Origin of the sequence: Paenibacillus azoreducens (genome assembly GCF_021654775.1) — a bacterium.
Classification (GTDB): Bacteria; Bacillota; Bacilli; order Paenibacillales; family Paenibacillaceae; genus Paenibacillus_AQ; species Paenibacillus_AQ azoreducens.
In genome coordinates, this window is sequence record NZ_AP025343.1 from 2,826,825 (window position 1) to 2,843,778 (window position 16,954).

General features: G+C 41.8%; 19 protein-coding genes and 1 pseudogene. 19 read left to right on the forward strand and 1 reads right to left on the reverse strand.

The features are described from left to right. Positions 1-193 precede the first annotated feature (193 nt). The 9 genes and pseudogenes from L6442_RS12295 (at position 194) to L6442_RS12335 (ending at position 6,982) form a co-directional block, all read left to right on the forward strand. Complete coding sequence (locus L6442_RS12295) at positions 194-493, forward strand: hypothetical protein (RefSeq protein WP_212979937.1); 300 nt, start codon at positions 194-196, stop codon at positions 491-493. 305 nt (positions 494-798) lie between these two features. After that, a complete protein-coding gene (locus tag L6442_RS12300) occupies positions 799-1,380 on the forward strand; it encodes a nucleotidyltransferase family protein (protein ID WP_212979936.1) in 582 nt (193 codons plus the stop codon). A 276-nt stretch (positions 1,381-1,656) separates the two neighbouring features. After that, positions 1,657-1,911, forward strand: coding sequence for a hypothetical protein (locus L6442_RS12305; protein WP_228101353.1), 255 nt, complete (start codon positions 1,657-1,659; stop codon positions 1,909-1,911). A 252-nt stretch (positions 1,912-2,163) separates the two neighbouring features. Further along, positions 2,164-2,817 carry a lysozyme inhibitor LprI family protein gene (locus tag L6442_RS12310; RefSeq protein ID WP_212979935.1) on the forward strand — a complete coding sequence of 218 codons (654 nt, stop codon included), beginning with the start codon at positions 2,164-2,166 and terminating at the stop codon, positions 2,815-2,817. A gap of 582 nt (positions 2,818-3,399) precedes the next feature. After that, positions 3,400-4,055: pseudogene (locus L6442_RS12315) on the forward strand (Type 1 glutamine amidotransferase-like domain-containing protein). A 446-nt stretch (positions 4,056-4,501) separates the two neighbouring features. Then, positions 4,502-4,867 carry a cupin gene (locus L6442_RS12320; RefSeq protein ID WP_212979934.1) on the forward strand — a complete coding sequence of 122 codons (366 nt, stop codon included), beginning with the start codon at positions 4,502-4,504 and terminating at the stop codon, positions 4,865-4,867. 300 nt (positions 4,868-5,167) lie between these two features. Further along, on the forward strand, positions 5,168-5,263 hold the full coding sequence (gene comI, locus L6442_RS12325; protein WP_219930283.1) for a competence inhibitor ComI: 96 nt from the start codon (positions 5,168-5,170) through the stop codon (positions 5,261-5,263). Between the two features lie 654 nt (positions 5,264-5,917). Continuing rightward, positions 5,918-6,211, forward strand: a complete 294-nt coding sequence (locus L6442_RS12330) for a hypothetical protein (protein WP_194233722.1) — start codon at positions 5,918-5,920, stop codon at positions 6,209-6,211. A gap of 294 nt (positions 6,212-6,505) precedes the next feature. Continuing rightward, positions 6,506-6,982 (forward strand): GyrI-like domain-containing protein, encoded by a 477-nt coding sequence (locus tag L6442_RS12335; RefSeq protein ID WP_194233721.1) that lies wholly within the window; start codon positions 6,506-6,508, stop codon positions 6,980-6,982. A 53-nt stretch (positions 6,983-7,035) separates the two neighbouring features. Here L6442_RS12335 and L6442_RS12340 read toward each other — a convergent pair whose 3' ends face one another. After that, positions 7,036-7,272 carry a hypothetical protein gene (locus L6442_RS12340; RefSeq protein ID WP_212979933.1) on the reverse strand — a complete coding sequence of 79 codons (237 nt, stop codon included), beginning with the start codon at positions 7,270-7,272 and terminating at the stop codon, positions 7,036-7,038. 330 nt (positions 7,273-7,602) lie between these two features. Between L6442_RS12340 and L6442_RS12345 the strand changes: the two genes are divergently transcribed. The 10 genes from L6442_RS12345 to L6442_RS12390 all read left to right on the forward strand — a co-directional run bounded on the left by L6442_RS12345 (position 7,603) and on the right by L6442_RS12390 (position 16,911). After that, positions 7,603-8,211 carry a YdcF family protein gene (locus L6442_RS12345; RefSeq protein ID WP_212979932.1) on the forward strand — a complete coding sequence of 203 codons (609 nt, stop codon included), beginning with the start codon at positions 7,603-7,605 and terminating at the stop codon, positions 8,209-8,211. Positions 8,212-8,434: 223 nt separating this feature from the next. After that, positions 8,435-8,812 carry a hypothetical protein gene (locus L6442_RS12350; protein WP_212979931.1) on the forward strand — a complete coding sequence of 126 codons (378 nt, stop codon included), beginning with the start codon at positions 8,435-8,437 and terminating at the stop codon, positions 8,810-8,812. Positions 8,813-9,059: 247 nt separating this feature from the next. After that, complete coding sequence (locus tag L6442_RS12355; protein WP_212979930.1) at positions 9,060-9,776, forward strand: hypothetical protein; 717 nt, start codon at positions 9,060-9,062, stop codon at positions 9,774-9,776. A gap of 223 nt (positions 9,777-9,999) precedes the next feature. Further along, the gene (locus L6442_RS12360; protein ID WP_194233719.1) at positions 10,000-10,428 is read left to right on the forward strand and encodes an NUDIX hydrolase; all 429 of its coding nucleotides are present in this window, start codon (positions 10,000-10,002) and stop codon (positions 10,426-10,428) included. A gap of 35 nt (positions 10,429-10,463) precedes the next feature. After that, positions 10,464-10,628, forward strand: coding sequence for a hypothetical protein (locus tag L6442_RS12365; RefSeq protein ID WP_212979929.1), 165 nt, complete (start codon positions 10,464-10,466; stop codon positions 10,626-10,628). Positions 10,629-10,710: 82 nt separating this feature from the next. Beyond that, entirely contained in the window at positions 10,711-10,938 is a 228-nt protein-coding gene (locus L6442_RS12370; RefSeq protein ID WP_212979928.1) for a hypothetical protein, read from the forward strand. 400 nt (positions 10,939-11,338) lie between these two features. Next, positions 11,339-12,868, forward strand: coding sequence for a PucR family transcriptional regulator (locus L6442_RS12375; RefSeq protein ID WP_237100289.1), 1,530 nt, complete (start codon positions 11,339-11,341; stop codon positions 12,866-12,868). A 131-nt stretch (positions 12,869-12,999) separates the two neighbouring features. Further along, positions 13,000-14,268, forward strand: coding sequence for a cytosine permease (locus L6442_RS12380; protein WP_212979927.1), 1,269 nt, complete (start codon positions 13,000-13,002; stop codon positions 14,266-14,268). Beyond that, positions 14,265-15,368, forward strand: a complete 1,104-nt coding sequence (locus tag L6442_RS12385) for an S-methyl thiohydantoin desulfurase family protein (protein WP_212979926.1) — start codon at positions 14,265-14,267, stop codon at positions 15,366-15,368. Before L6442_RS12380 ends, L6442_RS12385 begins: the two co-directional genes overlap by 4 nt. Then, positions 15,361-16,911, forward strand: a complete 1,551-nt coding sequence (locus L6442_RS12390; RefSeq protein WP_212979925.1) for a hydantoinase/oxoprolinase N-terminal domain-containing protein — start codon at positions 15,361-15,363, stop codon at positions 16,909-16,911. The genes L6442_RS12385 and L6442_RS12390 overlap by 8 nt, the downstream gene beginning before the upstream one ends. The last annotated feature ends 43 nt before the right edge of the window (positions 16,912-16,954 follow it).

A 16,954-nucleotide genomic window follows, 5' to 3' on the forward strand; every position in this document is an offset into this window, starting at 1 on the left:
AATATTCACGCATCGGGCATACGCCCTCGGTCCGGCAGAGGAATTTTGGGGAGGTAGAAGGCAGCCGGACACACTTGGCATGCGCCAAGCGTCGTGAACACACGAACGTTAAGTGTAATTATTGCTTATAAAACCATGATATAAAAATTCAATACAAACCAGGATATAAAATAATGAAAGAAGTGATTGATGGATGCCTTTTAACAATAAGGATGATAAAGAGAAAATTATATGGTTTGATGAGGAGAAACAGTTTGATACCATTCGCGAAGCGCACGAATGGGTCTATAGTGGAGCGTATAATGAAATTGGATACAATTATGACGGTTATAGAAGTAAGGATCCTAAACTAGCATATTCTTTATTATTTGAACTGATTAGATCAAATACAATTCATGAATATAGGCATGATGTTCATTGTGATAATGAATATAAAGATGGATCTATGATTTATAAGGTTTGGGTAAGTAAAAAGCGGTACGAAATTAATTAGAAAATAAGGCTCTTTATTAAGCCCAAATCAAAAACAGTTTGAACGCTCATTCGGTGAAGGCAATAACAACGCATAACAACGCATAACAACGCATAACAACGCATAACAATGTATTCACACGGCGGCCCGGCTGTCGCCGTCCCTTGGTCCGCCAGGGGGATTTCGAGGAAGTGAATCAGGCGGACAATCCTACGAACCTAACCGCAGTCGCGGCCGCCCCCGTTGGGGGCTTAAGGTTCTCGGGTTCGTGAATACGGGAACGTTATGCGAAAGTCCTTAAAAAACATATTATAGGAGCATTATTCATGACAGTAGGTACAATAAATTATGAAGAGAAGCTAATAGAAATAATAGAATTGTCTCCATTATTAGTTGAGGTTTTCGAATTATCGCAAAGATTAAATCTCAGTCAATATTATATTGGTGCTGGTTGTATTGTGCAGACTGTTTGGAATTGTTTGATAGGAAATCCTTTGGATTATGGTATTGATGATATTGATATTGTGTATTTCGATACTGATCTTACATATCAAAAAGAAGATGGGATAATAAAATTAAGCAAGGAAGTTTTCTGTAAGTTTCCAATCAAGGTAGATATTAAAAATCAAGCAAGGGTTCATTTATGGTATAAAGACAAATTTGGAATCGATCTTGAACCATATTTATCAATAGAAGAAGCAATTAATTCATGGCCAACAACAGCAACATCATTAGGAGTTAGACGCGATGAGAATGAAGGATGGAAAATCCATTCACCCTTCGGGCTAGAGGATCTATTTCAGTTAAAAGTAAAAGCAAATAAAAAGCTAATAACACAAGAAATTTATAAAACCAAATACGAGAAATGGAAAAGAAAATGGCCAGAAATTACAGTTATACCTTGGTAGAATAATCGAAGAAGAAGGACTATCGCATAACACCATATCTACGCTGCGGACCATTCGGTCCTTGGTTCGTAAGAAGAGGTAGGCAGAGAAGGGGAATCAACTCACAACCCTGCGAGGCTAAGTCTGTCGGACCCGGTCGCGTTGCTCCCTTAAGCCTCTCGGGTTCGTAGATACAGGAACGTTATATGAAAGATCAGAAAAACTAGATAATCAATAAAATTAAAGAAAGAGCGGATAATTATTATGGCATTCTGTATTAATTTCAAGTTAATTAGAATGGATGATACCAAAGCAATATATGCATATGGAGATTGTACAGAAAACTTTGAAGGATTATTTGAACTAGATTTAGAAAAATTATTATCTGGTGAGACTCCAAGTGATACGGATATTAGGGAAGTAGTAAAAGTAATTAAACCATGCATAAGTGATATAGAATATCAACATAAAGCAAACAGGGCATTTATTAAAATCTATAAACACTATAAAGAGACAAGTACCTATTTATTAGAAGGTGGCTATTATGCATAGATATTTCCGATTAATACAATGATTAAAAAATTTGTGAAAGTAATTCATGATGCCGACACATCATATAACACAGTATTCACGCTGCGGGACTATCGCCCCTCTGTTGTCAGATGTATAATCATGAAAGAAACTCAGACAACAAGCGCCCCAGCCTAAGATAGGAGCTATCTAAGGCTGGGGCGTTTCGTGAATACAAGAACGTTATGCGCCATTACCGGTAAATATTAAAGATAATATTTAAGGAGATAATTTATGAAAGGTAAGATACTCTTATTATTTTTTATTACGATAATGTTTTCATCTTGTCAAAATATTAGTCAATCGACTACTTTGAACAGCGAAACTAAATCAATAATGAATTCTGAACTGCCTCCTGATGTAGTGAGTACAGGTAATGGAACAGAATCGAAAGAAATAACTGAAGGTCGATCAGATCCTTCTAACAATGAAGCGTTATCCATGAGCATTGGGAACTATGATTTGAAAGGAGAATTTAATGATGAAATGCTTCGAAATCCTATAGATCATGATTATGAAGTGGAATTTAATGAATTTCAAAATTCCAAAGAGATTATTACAACATTGGGATGGGGGGCGTTGGAAAGCAAATATACAGAGATTTGGGATAAAGAGTTGAATCAAATATATAAAAAGCTTCTTTCTAAGTTGGATAGAGAACCAAGAGAAGCACTAATTGAATCGCAGAAAGAATGGTTACAGTATCACTTAAGGGAAACAAAATTTGTAGAGAAGACATTTATTAATAATGGTTACCTTGGAACACAAGGATCGGTAAGCCTAGCCACGGTTATACGGGAGAGAATTAGGGAAAGAACAATGCAATTATTTGAATATCGATATTTGCTAGATGGTGAAGTTGATTTTTTATACCAAAGTAAAAAATAGAGTTGGAATCTTAATCAAAGGTTTTAGGTGATGCTTTGAAGACAGTAACGGCGCATAACACTGTATTCACGCTGCGGGAGCTTAAGCTCCCTTGGTCCGGGCCCAGGAACTTCGGAGAAGCAGAGTCAGCCGGACAACCCTACGAGCCTAAGTCTGACGACTCATTCCCTTACGTCACTTAAGGCTCTCTGGTTCGTGAATACAACAACGTTAGCCGAAATTACCGAAAACAGAGAAAGATGAACAATGTCATGGATAATCAAATCCCAATTAGATTTCGCCCGATAAATCTATAAACGGAGAATGGGCATCCATCGAAGATGTTACATTCTTGAAAGAGTCAATTCCAATAGTCATGGGTGATAGAAAGTGCTGTTCCAGAGAGTGATTTAGGTTTTGTGGTTACCGGTGTAGATTTTGAAATAAAGTCGTACTGTTTGGAAAAAATTTGATATGATTGTGTTACAATCTATTATATTTGGCACCGCAAACGGGCATATTGAGAGTATTGTGGTGGTGACAAGAAAACAGAATGAGTAACGCTGAAAATTTATGTATTTACACTTTGCTACGGGGGTACTTATGAAAACTCACTATTATTTAGGTTGGTTTAACAATTTTTTCCAGAGAATTTGGTCAGGATGTTACAGGAGGATATAACTGATAGAAAATCGATTGCTATGATTAGCTCGGATCCATTTTTTTATGAAGATGATGGTTCTACTGAACGCTCGTGGCTTGACCAGGCCGGCATTATGTTTGATGAATATCATTTAATTAACTATCACGTACAAAAGGAAGATGCCCAAACGTTAATTCAAAATGCTTCAGTCATTTTCTTGTTGGGTGGAAATACTATTAAACAAAATGGGTTTTTGATGGAATATGAATTGTCGGATTTGATTAAAAAAAGCAGAGCCGTTGTGATGGGAGCAAGCGCTGGTGCGATCAACATGTCCGCTAAATGGATATGCTCGAAAAACTTTGGCTATAAAGTTGAAATAAGCTCTGTTTACGACGGAATCGGTCTTGACGATTTTTCCGTCCTGTCTCATTATGATCTTGAAAATAACATTGCGTTGGTTCAAGGCGAACTGTCTCCCTTATCAGAAGAAATGAATATTTATGCGTCGAACAAAGATTGCGCTGTACGTGTAAAGGGAGATAAAATCGACATTTTAGGCAATGTATATTTAATTTCCCACTCAAAGATTCAGAAATTGGATGAGACGATCTAATTGTGGAGCAACAAAAAAATAATCAAACTTTTTAATAAAAGAATGAGTCAACTGAAAATATTAAGAGCGTGTTTTGATCAATCTTTTTTCCAAAATACGCTCTTTTCTTTGATCATTTATCAAGGTTATTAGTATCAATTTGATCAAACTTTATTTTAAAGCAACGACCGTTGAAGGAGTCATGAGAGTGGGAACAAGTATAGAAGTAATAAATTAGAAATTTGAATGAAAATTAAAATATATTGCGAGTAATTCGGGGAAGTTGGTAACTTCGGCTAATACCACATTTACGCATCTGGCTGACGCCCTCGGTCGCTGAAGTGGTTGCTGCGACAACCTCCTTCGGAGGTTCGTGAATGCGAGAGACGTTAGATGACATTGCTTGAAGTGCTTCAAGGATTACTTTAAGTCCGAGAACTATTGAAGTTTTTTTAAGGAGTGATTATTTGAGAATCTATAATTTTGATAAGGAAACCGGCGTAGAAATAACAAACTTCAATAGTAAAGAATCAATTTTTTCAAGAATTATTCAACATGACAAACTAGGTTATATAGGATGTATGTTTATAGGACCTGAAGGGAAATTAGGATCACATCCAGCAACAATAAATCAATTATTTTTAGTAGTTAGTGGTCAAGGCTGGGTTATAGGTAAAGAAGGAATTAAATATCAGATTCATTCTGGAAGGGCAGCTTTTTGGGAAGCAGGGGAAATACATGTATCAGGATCAGAACAAGGAATGGTAGTAATCATAATTGAAGGCGAAGATCTAAAACCGTTAATGAAAGAAATAGATTGGATCGAGAGCTGACTCGGAGAAGAAGCAACATATTCACGCGACGGATCGGCTACCGCCGACCCTTGGTCCGCTTGGGGCATTTCGAGGAAGTCGAGACAGGCGGACAACCCTGCGAACCTAACCGCGGTCGCGGCCACCCCCGTTGGGGGCTTAAGGTTCTCGGGTTCATGAAAACGTTAGACGAAATTAACGAGTTCAAGATCAATTAAAAAACGAACGTTCGTTCTTCCTCTTGGTGGTAGATGATGGTACAATAGGAAAGACAATTGAATCTTGGGTGGGCATGGTTTCCCTTCGAAAGGAGGTGAGGCCATGGAAGTAAAGGATGCTTTGACGATCATGTTTTTATTTGGATCGTTTATCCTTGCACTTTTAACATACATCAATTCTAACAACAAGAGAAAGTAAGAACCCACCCCAAGGTTAGAGCCAGAGGTGGGTTTTGGTCTTTTGTAACTCAGAAGGGATAACCCATCCAAGCCAATTGTTGAGCCGAGTGTTAGCCGCGCTCGGCTTCTTTACAAAGTATGATAACACAATTGGAAAAAGAAGTGAATAGGAAACGGGTTAAAGAATATTGAAAGAATAAATCGTATTAATGGCGTGTTAAGGACGTAATACAATATTTTGAAAGACATCATATCCGACTGGGAGTAGCGCAAAGAAGCGTTAACCTCGTCGAACACCATATTCACGCTGCGTCGCTGACGCTCCTTGATTCGCTCGAGGTTGAAGTTCTAGAAGTAGACTCAGGCGAATAACCCTGCGAGGCTAAGTCTTCGACCCGGCAGCTTTGCTGCCTTAAGCCTCTCAGGTTCTATGTGTAAGTGGTTTCGAAGAAGAGGTTACGTCGTATAACACAGTATTCACACAGCGGACCGGCATGCGCCGTCCCTTGGTCCGCCAGGGGCATTTCGAGAAGTTGGATCAGGCGGTCAACCCTGCGAACCTAACCGCGTCGCGGCCGCCTCTGGCGGGGCATAAGTCGGTGGGACGTCGTGAACAAAACAACGTTATAAGAAATCGGCGAAAATAAGAAACCCAATAAAATGGAGCAAATCTATGAAACACAATCAAACGGATTGTTATGCATTTCGAATGTACCCAGAACCAAATGGAACGAACTATTATCAAAATGACTTGATGACACAAGAACAAGTTGAAAGACTGTTTGATTATTGTCAAATACTAGAAGCAATAATTTTTGACAAAGGATGGCTCTTTTTAATTAGTTATTATGGATATGAGGAGCTATTCGAAATTAATAATAAGAGCGGATGGTTTGAGTGCAGTGACTTAGAGGATTTTAAAAAATATATTGAATCTTATCAAAACGACATAAAGAATATGAAATAGCAAATAAAGAAAATGAATTGGATAAAGCAAAATGTATGTAACTCAAGAGGTCGCCGACATCTTATAAAATTATATCCACGCATCGGAGCCAAACGGCTCCTCGGTCCGCGAGAAGTGATTGGCAGTGGAGGTAGATTCAACGGACACATCCGCAACGGCTAACCGCATCGCGGCCGCTCCTGTTGGTCGCTTAAGTCAATGGGAAGTCGTGGATACAGGAATGTTATCAGAAATCATCGCAAGATCATTAAAAAACGGTTCATAAAAAAACATTTTGAGAGGAAGATGATTTTCATGCAGAGACAAAAACTTGAGAAATTCAAATGTGAATTAACAACGAGGGATTACTCCTTGATCGGTCAGAGCATTACAACCAATTTCCCAAGTGGATTTCCCGACGCTGCCCTGAAAGTACAATTGGAGTTCGTTGAAAGAAGAAATGAAATTATGAACTCTATAGACAAGGAAGTATTATTCTCACCGTATATGTGTAATGGAATCATTGCTACATATTTTGCTTGTTTAGAAGTGAGTGATTTGAGTGATATTCCGGAAGGGATGATTGGATTCACTTTGCCTTCCCAAACCTACGCAAAGATAAATTGTACAAATAAATCGATAGGTGAGGCTTACGATAGGATTTTCAAATGGATGAATGAGAATAAGTATAATCAAAGATTTCTGGAGAACACGTGCCCTATAGAAATTTATTACTTTGAAGATAATGTGGAAGAAGAGGACGTAGAGATTCTAATCCCTATAAGAACTTAGTTAATCTTTTTAGTTATTCGAGGATGGCGATCTTAAAGGCATCTTTAAGGAATTTAATTTCGTAGTTCATGTTCAACGTTCTTAAGATTAATCAGCTGACCTTTCAAGTACGCTTCATGCGCTTTATTGATTGCATCTAAATCCTCTTGAGTAGTCGGCTCGTCATCCAATGGAATTTCACTTATGGAAGATGTTTGTGAAAGTCGTTCCATAAGCTCAGAGACTGGTTCAAAATCTTTATCAGATAATCGGTCAAGTAATTCATTAAATCGTTCTTTACTAATAGCCAATGTTAACAACTCCTTTCATAAACTAATTATCCGCATTATAACATCAAATACACCTTAAGGAATCGGATTAAGGAGCAGAGTGTGTAGTTCGAAGATGTCACCGGCATCAGATAACATTATATTCACGCTGCAGGAGGGATGTCGGCGCCCTTTGGTCCGTCTGAGGCATTGGCAGCGATTAGTATCAGGCGGCAACCCTGCGAAGCTAACTGCGCAAGCGCAGCCGATGACTTCGTCACCTTAAGCCTCTCGGGTTCGTGAGTGCGGAACCTTATCGGAAATCAACGCAAAGAATTAATGATGTTTAATCAGCCAATATGGAGGGCTTATATGCTGATATCAGAAATTTCAATAAATACGTTGAATCGTGAGCAGATAACTAATCTTTTGTATGGCAAGAACATTGAACTTGACGAAGGTAATATTTCAGGGGATTGCATTTTTGTATTTGGTGGAACATATGTGGAACGTACAGTGAAGGCAGTTGAATTATTTAATAATGAAAGAGCGCCATATATTTTATTTACTGGAGGGAATAAATACGGCCAACACAGCGTTTCTGAAGCAGTTATGTTACGCAATAAAGCACTTGAATTAGGGGTGCCAGAAGATAGAACAATTATTGAGACTGAATCCAACAATACGCTGGAAAATATCATTTGTTCTCTTTTAATATTAGAACGTAAATTCGGTTTACATAAAATAAAACGCTTGCTGCTTGTTAGTTCTTCAGGGCATATGCGCAGATGTATTTTAATGTGTAGAACTTTTATGCCTCCGTGGATCGAACTGATATGGTGTTCGGATAATCGATCAGTAGGGCAACGTGATAATTGGTGGAAAGACCCAGAATGGGAGCGCAGAGTTATGGATGAATCTTTCAAAGTTGTGAACGGTGTAAAAGAACGATACTTTATAGATGCAGAAGTTGATATATAGAAATTAATCAACAAAAGAGGAACCAATTTATACTGAGGATGCAAGTTCGAGGTAGGCATTGGCATCGGATAACAATATATTCACGCAGTGGCTCCTTATGGAGCCTTGGTCTGTTGGATGGATTTCAGGGAAGCGGACTCAGCAGACAAATCCGACTTCGTCGGACGTGGTGAATACAGGAACGTTAGATGAAAGGGCTGAAGGGCGGTGAAGTTCTAAATCCATGAAACCAGAAATGAAGTATAAACTAATGATATTTCTTTCAAGTATAAGTTCCTTCTCAACCATACTTGGAATTCTATTTTTGATCGGCGTGCCATTCTCAGAGCCAGCAACTATTGGAGTTGTGATAGGTATAGTTTTTAGATCATTCGCAAACACAATTGATTATAAGAACAGAGATAAATATATAGGAGTAATCGCTGTAATAGCACTGATATCTATGCTTCTTTTAATAAATAAAAATAATACTGAGTTGGTTTTGAAAATATTATTGATAGCTCCATTATTATTTTTGATTATTTTAGTAAGTGACTATTTTAATAAGCAATCGTATTTTAAGTATTTAAAGGATATAGAGAATCAGAACAATGATATGTAATTTCAAGGAAGTCAGCCCCATCATCTAACACCATATTCACACATCGGTTCGACTCCGTCGTCTCTCGGTCCGGCAGGAGCCAGAAGTGGTTCGATGAGGCATTTCAGTATACTAGGAAGCAGAAGCAGCCGGACACATCCGCACCACCTAACCGCATCGCGGCCGCCCTTCGGGCTTGATGGGACGTCTTGAATACAACAATGTTAGGCGAAATACTTGCAAATAATAAATAATGGAGATGATAGTTATGCTCATCGATTTAATAACGTTAGCAGGAAGATTGGAATATGAAGTGCTTCCTTCTGTCACTTACGAAACATATTGTGAATTTATTGATTTTCCTGAAGTTGACTATAATTCCGACATAGATCCAATCGTCCACACAATAAAACTTGTTGTTTCTTTGGAAGTATTAAATGATGAATATGAAATAACAGATGAGATAGAAGAACTATTGAAAAAAAAATATTGGGTTGATGAAGATAGGGATCAATTAATAATTGCAAAGATGACAATGACGGAATTCCCAAACACTTGGAGAGAACGTATGGATGTTACTTGGTCTTACTGGCTTGATGCAATTGATGGAGATCACTTTGTAATAGGCTCGAGAGCTGATGAAATATCAGAGAGAGAACTATATGACAATCCCTTTGATAATGGGAGTTTATATTATATAAAGGATATAGCTGTTCATGATTCTTTTGATAATGATGCTATTGAGATAGATTTAATACGTTATACTTTTAGGGATTTCATTCAAAACGATACAGGGGTGGTTTTTTATATAGCCCAAACCATTGATCATAACGTAGAAAAGAACCCAGATACAAAAAATACAAGGATAGTAAAAGATAAAGATATGATAGAAAAACTCGAAAGATGTGGGTTCTCACGTATTTTTAATTCTACTGTTAAGGATATGATTATGGAGATAGAGGTATATAAACTTCAAGATTTATGATTATTCAGGAAGGCAAGTACTCCATCTAACACCGTATCTACCTTGCGTGTTACGCCCTTGGTTCGCAAGATGAGGTAGGCATAGAAGTGGAATCAGCTCACAACCCTGCGAGGCTAAGTCCGTTGGACCCAGTCGCTGGCGCTCCTTTAAGCCTTTCGGGTTCGTAGATACAATAAACGTTATCGGAAATTCATGTATAGATAAATAAAAAGGAGAAGAGTACATGTCATCTAAATTAATTGGAGCTGCGTCGGTTATATTTGACTCAGAAAAGAAAGTATTATTAGTCAAACATAGTTACGGTAAGAACAATTGGGACTTACCAGGAGGCAAATCAGAAGATAATGAATCAGCACAAGAAACAGCTAAACGAGAGGCTCTTGAAGAGATAGGAGTAGATATATCTATAGGAGATTTAACTGGCGTGTACTATGATCCTATATTTGACATGCATCATTTTGTATTTTTATCTGTAATAGATAACAATCAAACGCCGAAGCCAAGTTCTCCGGAGATACTAGAATGCGGATTTTTTTCGATGAATGAACTACCTAGACCAATTAGCGATTTTACTTGCAATCGGATTAGAGATTCATTAAATAATGAGAAGAATCTATTTCACATAATTGAACCAAGGAAATGGATTGAATAGTATAACAACATTGAAATACTGAAGGCTATTCACAGATGAACATCCGACAACAAAATATTCACGCTGCGGATCCGTTTGAATCGATCCGTGGTCCGGCCGAAGCATATAGAGGTGGTTTCAGAGATGCATTTGGCAGTCAGCGGGGAAACGGAATCAGCCGACAACCCTGCAAAACTAAACGCGTCGCTGCCGGCAGCTGAAGCTGTCTTAAGGTTCTCGAGTTCGTGAATACGGGAACGTTATATGAAAGATGGCGAAAGACTGTTTGCTGGGGGGTATTTCATGGAGCAGTTATTAATGGAACATATTCCTTTTTTACAAGGGAAGGTTCAAATTGAACAAATCCACAAGGGTTATTCAAGTGAAGGTAAATATATTGTTTTAAGAGATGATCAAAAGTCACATCGTGCCATTCGGCCCTCGGTCTTGGCAGAGGAGTTTCAGGGAACAGGATTTAGCCAGACACGTCTGACATTTGTCGGACGTCGTGAATGCGGTAACGTTAGGTGAAATCCTTCAAGAAAAAAGGAGCAAGGATGAAAAACATAAATCTCCTAAAAAAAACCTTCAAGTAGATATGATGAACATGATCCTGACCAGGATGGAAATAAAAACACCAAATTAGCAGATCTAATTATAGATGGTATAGAACTTTATCAAAGGTTACGGAAGTATGATTTGCTTCCTTCTCTCGAATCAGGCCAAGTATGCAAAAAAATTCATAGTTGGCAAAGGAACTTACTTGGTTGCTTATCATAACGAGGGTTATACTAATATTAATAAGCCTATCTTCGGCTGCTGCGTTATGCCGAGCATCATAGCTTGGGCTTGAATCGAACAAAAAAGTGGTGGTTGAATTGGGGTAACCGTTAAAGATTTACTGCAGCTGCCTTCGTTTAGGGGGGCTCAGGTGGTCACTGGAACAAGCAGGCTGCATCAGACCGTTTCCTCTTTATCTGTTTTAGAGGTGGCGGATGTCAATTTCTTTTCGCAAATTATTCAAACCGTTCAAGAAGAGTGGTATGCCGAAGAGCTGGTCATCAGCTCTTTTTATTCCATTAAGGATAGCGTGGAGCAGCAGTGCAAAACGGTTCAATATTTGCATGACCTGGGTGAAGTGGGACTGATTCTGTACTATGTCGGCATTATAATGCCAGATATAGCCGATGAAGTGATCGAGCTGGCCGAATCTCTGGATTTTATTATCATTTGCATGCCGAGAAACGATTACTCTCTTCGGTATAATGAAGTCATTTATGAAGTCATGGAGGCGATCGTAAGCAATCAGAATGTGAATGAGCATTTCGTGAATGAATCACTGGAAAAGGTCTCGCTGCTGCCGGAACATTTACGGAGCGTGGAAATTACTCTTAAACTGCTGTCGGATCGGATGAAAGCGAACATCGTTCTGACTAACAGCAATCTGGATATCATCAATCGTGTCATGTGGCCGCGCAATTCATCGCTCCAAGTTGCGAATCTGATCCGGTCCATGGCGCCTTCCATTTTGAACGGCAGAATGGGAGAAGGAGAGCTGGATTCGTCCTGCTTTGTTGAATACAAACGTGTTCATCAAAAAAACGGGGAGGCCCTTTACCTATTCCTCATTAAAGAAAATACGAAGCTGCCTCCGAAGACGATGGATCAAATCAGCGAGGTTGTGCAGGTGGCCATCAATTTGTGGGGAGATAAGCATAACGAGGTCAGCGAATACGCTCTGGTTAAAGCCATCGTGAATGATGAAAGCGAAAAAATGCGCAGATTGGCCAGTTTGCTTTATATCGACGTTTCCGCCATCCAAATGATGTGGCTCGTTTACATTCAGGATTTGTCGGAGGAAAGAAGGATAAGGGAAGATTTAAAAGCGCATCTCTCGCAATATTATAAAACCGCGGTCATTCAAACGATCGATCACTGCGTTGTCGTTTTGCTGGGGAATTGTTCCTATAAATACAATGAGTTTGAAATCGCAGCGGAATATATTGAAAACACGAGTCTCATCGCTGAAATATCAAGCATCGTGTATTCTCCGAGAATGCGGAACACGCAGGACGTAAGGCGGATGTATCAACTCGTCAACGGCGTAGAAAAAGAGGTTCACCGCATCTATCATCATCGCAAACTATATACCGCGGCTGAAGTCCGTTCCATGAAGCGGGCCATAGACCTGAGCAAGCAAGGGGAAGAGGTTACGGAGGAATGCTTGTCCGTCATGGAGCCGATCATGGACGACCCGGTCGCTTTGAAAACCCTGATGACTTTTCTTCTGGATGCGAAGGGGAATATGGATGAATGCAGCAAGCTGTTGTTCGTCCACAAAAACACCGTGAAATATCGCATCAAAAAAATTAGCGAGTTAATCGGATATGACGTCACCGTCAATTCGGAATCGTATGATGTTTACACCGCCTGTATGGTCTATCGTCTTATTCATAACTGAAAAGTCCCGATGTTTTGTCGAATCTGATAAAAACATCGGGATTTTTTTTATTTTCTGAAAAAGACGCTTCCCTGCTTCATCTTTTACAATTAGAAAAATGATTCGAACGAACAAACGTGAGGAGGGGTCATATGAAATCCGCTAAAAAATATCAATCCTGGTTCAGTCTCGGGATCATCTGGGCAGGCGCGGTCATCAGCATCCCGAGTTTGTTGGTAGGGAATGCGCTTATTGCAGGCATGGGACTATCGAAGGCATTGCTTGTCACGTTAGCAGGTTACTCCATTATTGTGCTGCTCATGATTTTGCAGGGGATTCAAAGCACGGATTTAGGAAGGCCGACCGTTCAGGTCGCAGGCCAGGTGTTTGGCCAAAAAGGATCTCGTACGATTATTTCGATCATCCTCGCCATTGCGTGCCTCGGATGGTTCGGGATCCAGGCGAATGTGTGCGGCGCAGCCTTGGCCAATTTGCTGGCCGAGATCGGCATGCACCTTCCGGTACCCTTGGCATCTCTTATCTGCGGTCTCGTGATGGTAGTTTCAGCCATGTATGGCGTTAAAGTGCTGCGCGTCATCAGCTATATTGCCGTTCCTTTATTAGTCGGAATCAGTATCTTTGGTCTGATCAAAGCTTTGACCGGCGATTCCCTGCAGATGATTCAGCATTATAAGCCTTCGGCCGCTATGAACTTTACGGATGGACTCGCGGTAACCCTGGGTTCATTTGCGCTGGGCGCGGTCATCGCGGGAGATTATTCGCAATTTTCGAGAAAACGGTCCGATGTGCTGAAAGCCGCTCTTTTCGGAATCATTCCGGCAGGTTTGCTGATGATCGGCGCAGGAGCTGTCCTGACTATTGCTTACCAGACCAGCGATATTACAGCAACCTTTTTGAGCATCACGACTCCGTTTCTTGGCGGTGTGGTTTTGATCCTGGCTACATGGAAGACGAACCTCGTGAACGCCATTTCAGGCGGTATTGCCTTCATTAACGTGTTCAACGTATCGAAGGAAAAGGAAAAGTGGGCCATCGGCATCGCGGGAACTATGGGGACCGTATTGGCTGTCGTCGGTATACTCAACTATTTTACTCCGATTATGTCCATCCTGTCGGCCATGATTCCGCCGGTTGCAGGCGTGATGATCGCATCTTACTGGGTGCTTGGCAAAGGGGATAAGAGCCGCTGGCATGAGGTCGAAGGAGTGAATACGCCGGGCGTCGTTTCCTGGCTCGTAGGCGCGGTTATTGCTTGTACCCCTGTCGTGTTATCCTTGTTCCCGAGCTTGCCGCAGGTACCGAATCAGCCGTTGATCGGAATTGTCATTTCTTTTGTAGTGTATTATGCAGGCTATCGTTTATCGGCTCAGAAGACAGTCATATTGGAGGAAAGCAAATGAGATATGTAGATAAAGCAGCAGTTGAAAACATCGCCGTCGGCGCAGCATTTCTGGGAACAGGCGGAGGAGGAGACCCTTATATCGGAAAATTGATGGCTCTCTCGGCCATTGAGAAGTTTGGACCTGTAAAACTATTCTCGGTTGATGAGATTCAGGATGAGGACTTTTTCATTCCGGCCGCGATGATGGGGGCGCCTTCCGTATTAGTTGAGAAATTCCCTAAAGGGGACGAGTTTGTGAAGGTATTCAAAAAATTAGCGAATTACTTGGGAAAAGAACAGATCGCCGGCACGTTTCCGATGGAAGCGGGGGGCGTCAACTCCATGATTCCCATCGTCGTTGCTGCGCAGCTGGGATTGCCTCTGATCGACTGCGACGGTATGGGGCGGGCGTTCCCGGAGCTGCAAATGGTGACGTTTAACCTGGACGGCATTCCGGCGACACCGATGGCGATTACGGATGAAAAAGGGAATATCGGTATTTTTGAGACCATTGACAATCAATGGACGGAACGGCTGGCGAGAGTGGCTACGGTTGAAATGGGAGCAAGCGCTTTAGTCAGCCTGTATCCGGCGACGGGCGCTCAAATCAAGCAAAGCGGCGTTCATCATATCGTGACCCTGTCCGAACAGATTGGCGCAATCATTACATCGAAGAACCGGGACGCCAAGGATAAGCTTCAAGAACTGCTCAAACTTGTGTCCGGCTATGAACTTTTCCAAGGTAAAATCGTGGATGTCATCCGCGAGACCAAGGGCGGATTTAATCTCGGTCGCATGCATCTCGAAGGCATCGAGGCGTTTAAAGGGGGAGAGATGAAGGTTCATTTTCAAAATGAAAACCTGGTTGCCGAATTGAATGGTCAAGTAGCAGCGATGACTCCGGATTTGATCTGTCTTGTCGATTATGAAACCTTGTTGCCTGTGACCACGGAAAGCCTGAAATATGGAAAACGCGTACGGGTGATCGGACTGCCAGCTCATGAAAAGTGGAGAACGGAAAAAGGAATCGAGACGGCAGGTCCAAGATACTTCGGATATGATTACGATTTTGTTCCAATCGAGGAACTGGTAAAAAAGGCGGTGGCTGAAAATGTATAGAATCGGGATCGATGTAGGCGGCACCAACACGGATGCCATCATTTTGGATGAGAATCATCAGTTGATCCATGCGGTGAAATCACCGACAAGCTTGGATATTAAAACAGGGATTGAAACCTCGCTCCGGCAGCTGCTGCAGGGGGCGAAGATTGATAAAGACAAAATTACGCATGCCATGTTAGGTACGACACAGTGTACGAATGCCATTGTTGAGCGTAAAAAGCTGGCCCAAGTCGGTGTCATTCGACTGGGTTACCCCGCAACGGCTTCCGTGGCCCCGTATACGTCCTGGCCTGAGGATATGGTGGAGAAGCTGACGGGTAAATATGCTCTCGTCCACGGTGGATATGAATACGACGGCCAAGTGCTTGGTGAAGTCAATGAGGCCGAGATTAAAGCTCTTTTGGAGGAATGGCGAGGCAGTGTCGAGTCCATCGCGGTTATCGGCGTGTTTTCTTCTATTAAAAATGACCAGGAATTCCGGGTTCGCGATCTCATCCATGAAGTATATGGCGAAGAGTTTCCGGTTTCCTGTTCTTCCCTGATCGGTTCGGTCGGTTTGATCGAACGGGAAAATGCGACCATACTCAATGCGGCATTGTGCAAAGTCATTAAAACGACGACCGAGGGCTTTGTTCAAGCCCTAGAAGAGGAAGGCATCTCTGACGCAGCGGTGTTTTTATGCCAAAATGACGGTACCTTAATGTCGATTGATTACGCTAAAAAGTTTCCGATCCTAACCATTGCCTGCGGGCCAACGAACAGTATTCGCGGTGCCTCTTATTTGGCGAAGATCAAGGATACGATGGTTCTCGACGTAGGCGGGACGACATCGGACATCGGGGTTTTGCAGGACGGCTTCCCGCGAGAATCCTCGGTTGCGGTCGAGGTTGGCGATATCCGCACGAATTTCCGCATGCCGGATATTATCTCCGTCGGACTGGGCGGCGGAAGCATTGTGCGCTCGGAGAACGGCAAAATTACGGTTGGCCCTGACAGCGTAGGGTACAAGATTGGACAGGAAGCGCTGGTCTTTGGCGGGCATACGCTGACTACAACAGACATTGCCGTTCGGCTGGGTCTCGCGGATGTCGGGGATAAGAGCCTGGTAGCGCATCTGGATGAAGACTTCGCTAAAAATGTGCAAGCTGAAATCGCAATCATCATTGAGCAGGCCATTGATAAAATGAAGACATCGTCGGGAGACGTTGAGCTTGTTTTGGTAGGCGGCGGCAGTGTCGTTATACCCGACACGATTCGCGGGGTATCCCATATGATTAAGCCGGAGAACGGGGGCGTAGCCAACGCCATTGGCGCGTGTATTGCCCAAATCAGCGGACAATACGAGCAAATATACATCTATTCTACGGAGCCGCGCGAGGATTCGTTAAGAGATGCGCAAGAAAAAGCCGTGAACCAGGCGGTGCTGGCCGGCGCTGATCCGGCCACGGTCGAGCTCGTGGAAGTGGAAGAAACCCCGCTGGCTTATCATCCGGGAAATGCGACGAGACTGAGAGTGAAAGTCGTAGGAAACATGAAGTAGAAGAGAGGCTTCACATGGGTTCGTACCACTTGTGTGAGGCTCT

Bases quoted from the DNA above. Each gene is read 5' to 3' on its own strand.
- comI (WP_219930283.1), top strand. From the start codon at position 5,168: ATGGAAGTAAAGGATGCTTTGACGATCATGTTTTTATTTGGATCGTTT.
- L6442_RS12360 (WP_194233719.1), top strand. From the start codon at position 10,000: ATGTCATCTAAATTAATTGGAGCTGCGTCGGTTATATTTGACTCAGAA.
- L6442_RS12385 (WP_212979926.1), top strand. From the start codon at position 14,265: ATGAGATATGTAGATAAAGCAGCAGTTGAAAACATCGCCGTCGGCGCA.
- L6442_RS12390 (WP_212979925.1), top strand. From the start codon at position 15,361: ATGTATAGAATCGGGATCGATGTAGGCGGCACCAACACGGATGCCATC.
- L6442_RS12330 (WP_194233722.1), top strand. From the start codon at position 5,918: ATGAAACACAATCAAACGGATTGTTATGCATTTCGAATGTACCCAGAA.
- L6442_RS12305 (WP_228101353.1), top strand. From the start codon at position 1,657: ATGGATGATACCAAAGCAATATATGCATATGGAGATTGTACAGAAAAC.
- L6442_RS12345 (WP_212979932.1), top strand. From the start codon at position 7,603: ATGCTGATATCAGAAATTTCAATAAATACGTTGAATCGTGAGCAGATA.
- L6442_RS12355 (WP_212979930.1), top strand. From the start codon at position 9,060: ATGCTCATCGATTTAATAACGTTAGCAGGAAGATTGGAATATGAAGTG.
- L6442_RS12300 (WP_212979936.1), top strand. From the start codon at position 799: ATGACAGTAGGTACAATAAATTATGAAGAGAAGCTAATAGAAATAATA.
- L6442_RS12370 (WP_212979928.1), top strand. From the start codon at position 10,711: ATGGAGCAGTTATTAATGGAACATATTCCTTTTTTACAAGGGAAGGTT.
- L6442_RS12295 (WP_212979937.1), top strand. From the start codon at position 194: ATGCCTTTTAACAATAAGGATGATAAAGAGAAAATTATATGGTTTGAT.
- L6442_RS12365 (WP_212979929.1), top strand. From the start codon at position 10,464: ATGAACATCCGACAACAAAATATTCACGCTGCGGATCCGTTTGAATCG.
- L6442_RS12310 (WP_212979935.1), top strand. From the start codon at position 2,164: ATGAAAGGTAAGATACTCTTATTATTTTTTATTACGATAATGTTTTCA.
- L6442_RS12380 (WP_212979927.1), top strand. From the start codon at position 13,000: ATGAAATCCGCTAAAAAATATCAATCCTGGTTCAGTCTCGGGATCATC.
- L6442_RS12335 (WP_194233721.1), top strand. From the start codon at position 6,506: ATGCAGAGACAAAAACTTGAGAAATTCAAATGTGAATTAACAACGAGG.
- L6442_RS12350 (WP_212979931.1), top strand. From the start codon at position 8,435: ATGAAACCAGAAATGAAGTATAAACTAATGATATTTCTTTCAAGTATA.